Genomic DNA, 1,724 nt, shown 5'->3' with positions numbered 1-1,724 from the left:
CAACTGACCAATATCTTCCGGTCGCACTCGATCCCTGTGGGAGCTGGCTTGCCAGCGATGACGGTCTAACAGCCACCCAACCTGCAACTGACCGCCCCCAACCCAATTGTGGGAGCGAGCCTGCTCGCGAATGCGGTCTACCAGTAACAACAGTGTTGACTGACCCACCGCAATCGCGAGCAGGCTCACTCCTACAAAAAAGCTGCGGTGATCCCGGCTATTGCAACAACCCAATCACCTGCCGATACCGCTCAACCCCCTGCGCCGTCTGCCGACTCAAACTAATCTCCAGTCCCAACGGATCCTCCCGCCGATTCCCACTCAACCGCCGCCATCCCTTATCCACCTCCCAAACCCGAACCTGCACATCACTCACGTCACTCAACACCGCCACCCCCTTCCCAGGCGCCGGCAACGGATAGCGACTGCGCGCCTCAGCCACCGCCCGATACAACGTATCCCCCTTGACCCACCACCGAACACGCTGCAAAGCCCCCGGCTGATCCGCCGCGCTACGAATGATGTCCAGCCGAAACCCCTTGCTATCACTACTGCGCACCGTCACCGCCGGCGGCGCGGTCGGCGCCTCATCCTCAGCCCCGACCTTGCGCGGCTCGCTCAACTCCACCCCCGCGCGCATGTCCACATCCCGCTGCAACTGATTCAACACCCGCAACAACCCATCGCTCTGCTCACTGCTTGCCTGCAAATGACTGTCCGCCCGCGTCACACTGTCCAGCCCGCGCCAGGCGATCAGACTCACCACCGCCATCAGCAAAATCGCGACCATCACCTCAATCAGAGTGAACCCTTGCTGAGTCTTCATTGAATACTGATCCGCCCACTGCCATCGCGCAGCACACTAAGCCGATTGGCCCCATCCGACAAAATCAGCCGCAACGGCGGATTGATCCACTCGGCATTCAGCACCACCGTCTGCCGGGGCTCCACACGCACCTCCACCTTCGGACTCTGCCACGCACGCGGGCGCAACTGCGCATCCTCCTTGAACGACTCAAACCCCTCGCCATCATCCCCACGCCGCCCAAAGCGAAACCCCTTGGCATCCGCCACCCACACAATCGGCCGCCCATCCGCGCGAGCCTCGGCCTGCGCCACCTGCAACAACTGCGCAACCCGCTCGGCATCCTTGCGCAACAACTGCAACGGATCGGGCCTGATACTCAAACTGATCGCCGCACTGGCAATGCCAATAATCACCAGCACCACCATCAACTCGATCAACGTAAAACCACGCTGCCTGCTCATCACCCACGCGCTCCTTGGCGTCCCACCCCATCGTGCCCGGCCAACATGTAAGGCATGTGAAATAAAACGGAGAGAATTGCCGCGTAGGCTGGCAACAGGGACAACAAGGAGCGACAACCCATGAAACTCACCGCACGGATTACCCCGGCGCAAACCGTCCAGGCCCTGGCACTGCTCGCCGCCCTGGTGGGCGTCGCGACGTGGTCGTCGCTGCTGCTGACCTCGGCGGAATCCCACACCCCCGCAGCCGCCCCGCAAGTGCTCGCGGCGAGGAGTGATAGCCCGGCGTTGCAGTGGTTCTCCAATGAGACCGCGCCTGTGGATATCAAGGTGAGCGGGGTGATCGCGGGCGGGAGCGGGACGGTGGCGATATTGAGTTTGAATGATGGAGCGCCGAGGAGTTTTTTGGTGGGGGAGAAGGTTGGGGTTGGAGTGAGGTTGGTGGAGGTTGAGGG

3 protein-coding genes are annotated in these 1,724 nt (G+C 61.9%); 1 reads left to right on the top strand and 2 read right to left on the bottom strand.

All coding sequences use genetic code 11. The annotated features are described in order from the left end of the window. Nucleotides 1-217 precede the first annotated feature (217 nt). Together D8U82_RS01440 and gspH are read right to left on the bottom strand one after the other, a co-directional pair. Nucleotides 218-826, bottom strand: a complete 609-nt coding sequence (locus D8U82_RS01440) for a prepilin-type N-terminal cleavage/methylation domain-containing protein (protein ID WP_130901524.1) — start codon at nt 824-826, stop codon at nt 218-220. Then, the gene (gene gspH / locus D8U82_RS01435) at nt 823-1,269 is read right to left on the bottom strand and encodes a type II secretion system minor pseudopilin GspH (RefSeq protein ID WP_130901523.1); all 447 of its coding nucleotides are present in this window, start codon (nt 1,267-1,269) and stop codon (nt 823-825) included. Before gspH ends, D8U82_RS01440 begins: the two co-directional genes overlap by 4 nt. Nucleotides 1,270-1,389: 120 nt before the next feature. Between gspH and D8U82_RS01430 the strand changes: the two genes are divergently transcribed. Beyond that, nucleotides 1,390-1,724 (top strand): general secretion pathway protein GspC (locus D8U82_RS01430; protein WP_130901522.1); only part of this gene is annotated, 335 nt, incomplete at its 3' end.

This window comes from Pseudomonas sp. Sample_23, assembly GCF_004307595.1.
Taxonomy (GTDB): Bacteria; Pseudomonadota; Gammaproteobacteria; order Pseudomonadales; family Pseudomonadaceae; genus Aquipseudomonas; species Aquipseudomonas atacamensis.
The sequence above is the reverse complement of the archived record's forward strand: the minus strand, read 5'-3'. Positions and strand labels throughout refer to the sequence as shown.